Annotated in this window: 6 protein-coding genes; 2 read left to right on the forward strand and 4 right to left on the reverse strand. The window is 70.7% G+C overall.

Features of this window, described 5'->3' with window-relative positions; translation table 11 throughout:
• Nucleotides 1-183: 183 nt before the first annotated feature.
• The 3 genes from SSPN_RS0127425 to SSPN_RS57095 all read right to left on the reverse strand — a co-directional run bounded on the left by SSPN_RS0127425 (nt 184) and on the right by SSPN_RS57095 (nt 3256).
• Nucleotides 184-1800, reverse strand: a complete 1617-nt coding sequence (locus tag SSPN_RS0127425; protein WP_010311338.1) for a phytoene desaturase family protein — start codon at nt 1798-1800, stop codon at nt 184-186.
• 2 nt (nt 1801-1802) lie between these two features.
• Entirely contained in the window at nt 1803-2576 is a 774-nt protein-coding gene (locus SSPN_RS0127430; protein ID WP_010311339.1) for a cyclase family protein, read from the reverse strand.
• 509 nt (nt 2577-3085) lie between these two features.
• On the reverse strand, nt 3086-3256 hold the full coding sequence (locus SSPN_RS57095; protein WP_158309657.1) for a hypothetical protein: 171 nt from the start codon (nt 3254-3256) through the stop codon (nt 3086-3088).
• Nucleotides 3257-3273: 17 nt separating this feature from the next.
• Between SSPN_RS57095 and SSPN_RS46075 the strand changes: the two genes are divergently transcribed.
• Together SSPN_RS46075 and SSPN_RS0127445 are read left to right on the forward strand one after the other, a co-directional pair.
• Complete coding sequence (locus tag SSPN_RS46075; RefSeq protein ID WP_192814553.1) at nt 3274-3879, forward strand: SDR family oxidoreductase; 606 nt, start codon at nt 3274-3276, stop codon at nt 3877-3879.
• Between the two features lie 29 nt (nt 3880-3908).
• Nucleotides 3909-5435, forward strand: a complete 1527-nt coding sequence (locus SSPN_RS0127445; RefSeq protein WP_010311346.1) for a flavin-containing monooxygenase — start codon at nt 3909-3911, stop codon at nt 5433-5435.
• 274 nt (nt 5436-5709) lie between these two features.
• Here the strand turns inward: SSPN_RS0127445 and SSPN_RS52090 are convergent, their stop codons facing one another.
• On the reverse strand, nt 5710-6111 hold the full coding sequence (locus tag SSPN_RS52090) for a transposase (protein ID WP_083822208.1): 402 nt from the start codon (nt 6109-6111) through the stop codon (nt 5710-5712).
• Between the last annotated feature and the right edge of the window lie 177 nt (nt 6112-6288).

The raw sequence follows: 6288 nt of genomic DNA on the forward strand, positions 1-6288 counted from the left end.
GAGCTCACCACCTTCGGCACCACCTACGTCGAAGGTGGAGTCCCCACCGCTTCCACAACGCCTCCGACACCAAACCCATGCGAACGCTGTGGACCTATGCCTCGATCGACGCCACCCGTACCCTCGTCGAAACCCCATAAGCAAAGGGCTTTGGTGGACCAGGGCCGAGATCGCGACCGTGACTCAGCGGAACCGCGCGGCCAGCCGAGCGAGCGGTCCAGGTGCGACGAGCCGGTCGGCGACCAGGAACCCCGACGCGCCACCAAGTCCGGGCCCCGGGTGCGTGGAAGCCCCGATCTGCCACAAGCCCCGAACCGGGGTGGCGTGCGAACCGGCGTTGGGCAGCGGCCTCCACCAGAAGTTCTGGTCCAGCTCGGCCGATCCGCCGTAGGGATCCCCGCACAGCGCGTTCATGTTGCCGGCGGCGATCTCGACCGGGCTTAGCACGTCGATGCCGCGGACCAGCTCACGTAGCCCGGGCACGTGCGTGGCGACTCGGTCGAGGACCCGTTGGGCGTAGCCTTCGGCGAGCTTGCGATTCCAGCCGTTGGCGGTGTCCAGCTCGCCGGCCGCGTCGCCCACCGGCGCGAATGGTAGCTCCTGCAACTGCAGCCAGAGCACCGCCGCACCGTCCGGCACCCGTGAGGGGTCCAGGACGTACTGCTGCCCAACGACGACGGTCGGCCGCCGCGGGAGCAACCCGGCGTCGGCCTCGGCGCAGGCGATCGCCGTCGACGACGATCCGTCCGAGATGTGCACCAGCGGCACCTGCGCGAGGCGGGTGTCGGCCCACGGGATCGGACCGGACAGCGCCACGTGGATCTGCATCGCGGCCCGGCCGGGCCGGTAGCGGGCAGCGGCCTCGGAGACCTCGCGTGGCACCGCGCCGGAGGGCAGCAGCGAGCCATAAAGCGCCGGCGGGGTGACCGAGGCGAGCACCGCACGCCTGGCGAGGAATTCGAACCCATGCCCCGCGACACCCACAGCACCCCCGCCACGGAGCAGGATCCGCTCCACCTTCCGTCCAGTGTGGACCGCGACGCCCAACTCGTCGAGCAGTCGCTCCCAGGCGGTGACGAAGTTCCCCGCCCCGCCGACGACGATCGGCAGCCCAGCGCCGTGCATGGTCGCCGCGAAGACCGGCACCATCACCCCGCCCGACGCCGAGTCCGGCGCCAGCCCGCCGTGCAGCAGCCACGGCGCCCACAGCCGGTCGGTCTCCCAACCGGTGAACCGGGCCCGCATCCAGGCCCGGCCCGAGGTGAGCGTGTCGCGGACGTAGCTCTCCAGCCCGCTGCGCCCAGCCACCCGCGCCAGGGTCGCGACCGGCCCGAGCGACGACGGCGCGTGCAGCTCGGCGCCGAGCAACCCGCCGATCCCGGCGGCGTGCGCGCGGAAGCGGGCGATCATCGCGCGGTAGGCGTCCCGGTCGGCCGGTTCGGTGAATCCGGCAACCGTCTCCTCCACGTCCCGGTGTGCCAGCGCGACCGCGCCGTCGCCGCCGACCGTCGCGGTCAGCAGCCCGTCGGTGTTGGCGTACACCAGCCCGTGCCGGTGCAGGTCCGCGCCGAACGCAGCGTATGCCGGGCCGGTCACGAACAGTGGGTGCCAGCTCGACCAGGTGTCGTGGATCCAGCCGGGGAGGGTGCGCTCCCCGCCGCCGACGAAGCCGCCGACCCGTTCATGGTCGTCGACTAGAGCGACCGACCAGCCGGCCCGAGCGAGCCGCGCCGCGGCCGCGAGGCCGTTGATCCCGCCGCCGACGACGACCGCGTCGGTGGAGCTTCGGTGCGCGGCCACGGTTATTCCTCGACCAACGCGAGGACGCGCGCGGGGCTACCCGAGCCGCCGACGATCGGCAGCGGGCACACCACCAGCACGGCGCCGGTGGGTGGCAGCTGCTCGACGTTGCGCAGGCTGGTGAGGCCCCACTTGCCGGCCCCCATCAGCTCCGAGTGGCACGGGAACGCTGGCTTCAGTGCGGGCGCCTGCCCGGCGTCGGTGCCGACGGTCTCGACGCCGAATCCGACGATCGGGGTCTCGCGGGCCAGCCATTTAGCGCACGTTGGAGAAACGCCCGGGGTGTGCGGCCCGTTCTCGTCGGCGTTGGCGAAGGCGGCGGCGTCGTCGCTGCGGGCATCCCAGCCGGTGCGGTAGAGCAGCCAGCCGCCCTCGGGCAGCGGGCCGTGCTCGGCCACCCACTCCTCGACGTGCGAGCGCTCCAGCAGGAAGTCGGCGTCCTTGCCCGCCTCGGCCATCTTGTCGATCACAGCGACCGGCGCCACGAGAGTGGTCAGCGGTGCCTGCGAGACGTCGAGACCGTCGCGCCCGGTGACCCAGTGGTTCGGGGCGTCGAGGTGGGTGCCGGTGTGCTCGCCGGTGTGGATGTCGTTCCAGTACCAAGCGGGGCCGCGGTCGTCGTAGCGGGACAGCTCCTCCAGCCGGAACCGACTGGTGTTGGCGAACGGCGGCGGCAGCTCCAGGATCGGGGTCGACTCCTGCAGCGGCGTCGTCAGGTCGACGATCCGGACCGAACCTGAGCGGGCGGCGTCGAGCAGCATGCGCAGAACGGGCATGGTGGCCTCCAAGGCGGGTCGGGTGTGTGCTGGGCAGCTGCGCGGTCGGTGTCGTGTCCAGGTGCCGGCGGAAACCCTCCGGCAGGCTGCGCACCGACAGCGCGACGACTTCGGCGACGTCTTCGACGGTCGGCGGCTCGCGGGCGTGCCCGTCGATCAGCGCCTTCGCCCGGCGGATCACCTTCGGGACGGCCGGAGCGGGATCGTCGCTGGAGGCCAGCAATTCCTCCGACGATGAGTGCGGCACCGCCGCGAGTAGGTGGCACATCAGCAGCTGCTCGGGCTGGTTGTGCGCGAATTCACCCGCCGGAACCCGCTCAGCACCTCGGCCATGACATCGTTTCCTTCTCCCGGTTCTCCGGATGGGATCCCTGGGGGATTCCTTGCGCCTGGGGGGGAAAGCGACCGCGTAGTGAGGATAAGCACGCCGACTATATAGCCAAATCATGACTATGTTCACGAATCCGTTAGATGACTGTCGTAATTCGGAGGTTCGAGTGGCCATGTTGTCAGCCCTGCACGACCGCACGGTCCTGGTGACCGGCGGTTCCACCCTCGTCGGGCACGGGGTCGTCCGTGCCCTGCACGCGGCGGGTGCGACCGTCGCGGTCGCCGACATCGATGACGAGGGCGTCAAGCCGCTGCTCGACGAGCTCGGCGAGCGCGTCGCGTTCCATCACACTGACATCACCGTGACATCACCGACGACGTGGCGGTCGCCCCGACCGCGACCGTCGCCGCCGCTGCCGCGGACGGACTGCACGGCCTGGTCAACCTCGCCTGCTGCTACCTCGACAAAGGCGCCGACACGAACCGCGCCGACTGGCTGCGCGCGCTGGACGTCAACGTCGTCAGCACCGTGCAGGTCACGCGCGCGGCCCGGGCGCACCTCGCCGCGACCGGCGGCGCCGTCGTCAACTTCACCTCGATCTCGTCGAAGGTCGCTCAGACCGGACGCTGGGTCTATCCGGCCAGCAAGGCCGCCCTCGTTCAGATCACCCGCTCCATGTCGATGGACCTCGCCGCCGACGGCATCCGGGTCAACTCCGTCAGCCCCGGCTGGACCTGGTCGAAGATCATGGACGACCTCGCCGGCGGCGACCGCGCGAAGACCGACCGGGTTGCCGCGCCGTTCCACCTCACCCGCCGCGTCGGCGACCCGGAGGAGGTCGGCGCTGTCGTCGCGTTCCTGCTCTCGCCCGCCGCGTCCGCGGTCACCGGCGCCGACTGGGCCGTCGACGGCGGCTACTCCGTCATGGGCCCGGAGCAGGCCATCCCCGCCATCCCGCAGCTCGCCGACTGACCGATCGCCTCGCCCACAGGAGTCCCGTCATGCGCATCGCCATCATCGGGGCCGGGTTCGCCGGCCTTTCCGCCGCCAAGGTCCTGACCGGCTTCGGCCACGACGTCACCGCCTTCGAGAAGGCACCCGACGTCGGCGGCGTGTGGAGCCGCAGCCGCCGCTACCCCGGCCTGACCACGCAGAACGACAAGGGCACGTACTCGCTGTCGGACTTCCCGATGCCGAAGCACTACCCGGAGTGGCCGTCGGGACAGCAGGTGCAGGAGTACCTGGAGTCCTACGCTCGCCACTTCGCGATCCTGGACAAGGTCCGGACGTCGACCGAGGTGCTCTCGGCCGAACCGCGCGCCAACGGCGGGTGGTCCGTCACCAGCGCTGACGGATGCGAGGACTTCGAACACCTCGTCGTCGCGAACGGGATCTTCTCCGAACCGTTCATGCCGGCGCTCCCGGGTACCGACGAATTCCGCGCCGCTGGCGGCCGGTACTGCCCGCCGTCGGACTTCACGGAGGTCGGCGATGCCCGGGGGCGCGACGTCGTCGTGATCGGCTACGGAAAGTCCGCCTGCGACGTCGCCGTCGCCCTGAACGAGGTGTCGGCCTCGACCACCGTGGTCGCCCGAGAGCTGCTGTGGAAGATGCCGCGCATGATCGGCGGGGCGCTCAACTACAAGTATCTGCTGCTCACCCGCCTCGGCGAGGGCCTGTTCCGCTACGCCCACCTGGCGGGCTTCGAGAAGTTTCTGCACGGACCGGGCCGCCGGGTCCGCAATTGGATGATGGGGAGCCTGCAGGACCAGATCGTCCGCCAGCTGAACCTGAAGAAGCTCGGACTGGTACCAGGCGGGTCGCTGGAGGACATCGCCCGCTCAACCGTCAGCCTCGCCACCGAAGGGTTCCACGAAGGCGTCGCCGACGGCTCGATCACCGTCCACCGCGACATGCTGATCAGCTCGCTCGGGGCCCGGGCCGGCAAGCCCGTCGCGCGGCTGCAGGACGGGACCGAGATCCCGGCCGACGTGATCGTTGCAGCCACCGGGTTCCACCAGCGGGTGCCGTTCTTGTCGCAGGACATTCGCGACCGGCTGGTCGACGAGAGCGGCAACTTCGAGCTCTACCGCCAGATCCACCCGCACACGGTTCCGGACCTGAGCTTCTGCGGCTACAACTCCTCGTTCCTGTCGCCCCTATCCGCCGAGGTCGCAGCGTTGTGGATCGGCGTCCACCTGGACGGCGGGCTAGATCTGCCCCCGATCGAGCAGCGGCGCGCGTTCGTGCAGGAGCGGCTGCGGTGGATGGAAGAGCGCACCGACGGCAACCACGCCCGCGGCACCAACATCATCCCGTTCTCGCTGCACAACATCGACGAGATGCTGTCCGACCTGGGCACCGGCATTGGCCGCCGCCGCCGGTTTACCGAGTGGCTGCTACCGGTCGAACCGGGGGTGTACACGCGGGTGACCCGGGCGCTGATGGTGCGGCGCGCTCGGCTCACCACCGCCTTCGGCGGGCGCAGCTCCGGCACGTCCGCACCGCCGCTGGGGGGCGTCGGATGACCGGCGCCCACGGCCCCGGTCGACGCGCACCTGCCGCGTGGGCTGCGTACTGACACCCGCCCGTAAGATTTCCCCGTGACGACCGTCGCTAGGTGGCTGGTGTCGAACGGGGTTTGTGGGGGCTTGATCTGTTCTGTGTTTGTTGAGCGGGTCGGTGTGGTCGCGGGTTCTCATCGATCGGGTTCGGCGGTGTGGCGGGACTCGGGCGTGATCGTTGCCGGTATGCCCTGACCGGGGGGCTCGTGCGTGTCTTGGCGGGCCCGCTGGGGCCTGGTCAGGCGGGGGGGGGGGGGCATCCGGTCGCCGTGCGGGCGATCCCGAGGATGCCGAGGCGTGCGAGGTTGACCGCGGCGGCCAGCAGTGAAAAGTCGGCGGCTGTTTTCAGCAGTCCTCGGACGCGGGCCCGGCGCCCGCCGTGGCGGGGGGGGATGAGATGAGCGATTTTGCGTTCGACTTTGGGGCGGGTGGCGCGGTAGTCGGCCCGCCAGGCGGGGTCGGTTTGACGCGCCCGCCCGGCTTGCAGCGCGGCCTCGTGGGCACTGACGGTGATCGTGCGGCCGGTCTTCGCGGTGGTGCACTGTGCGGCCAGTGGGCAGGCCGCGCAGGCGGCGCCGAAGCTGGCCGCTCCGGCGTGACGCTCGCGGGCGCGGATGGGCGCGGTGTGCCCGGCGGGCAGGTCACGGTCTGCGCATCGAGGTCGATGTCGAAGCGGTCCTTCGGGAAATGACCTTTCACCGCCGCCGGCGGCTGCACCTTCAGTCCATTGTGGATGTCGGTCTCGTCCAGCCGTTCCAGCAACTCGCCCGCACCGTAGGCCGCATCCCCATACACCGCCGCCCGATCCTCATCCTTA

Source organism: Saccharopolyspora spinosa NRRL 18395, from assembly GCF_000194155.1.
Taxonomy (GTDB): Bacteria; Actinomycetota; Actinomycetes; order Mycobacteriales; family Pseudonocardiaceae; genus Saccharopolyspora; species Saccharopolyspora spinosa.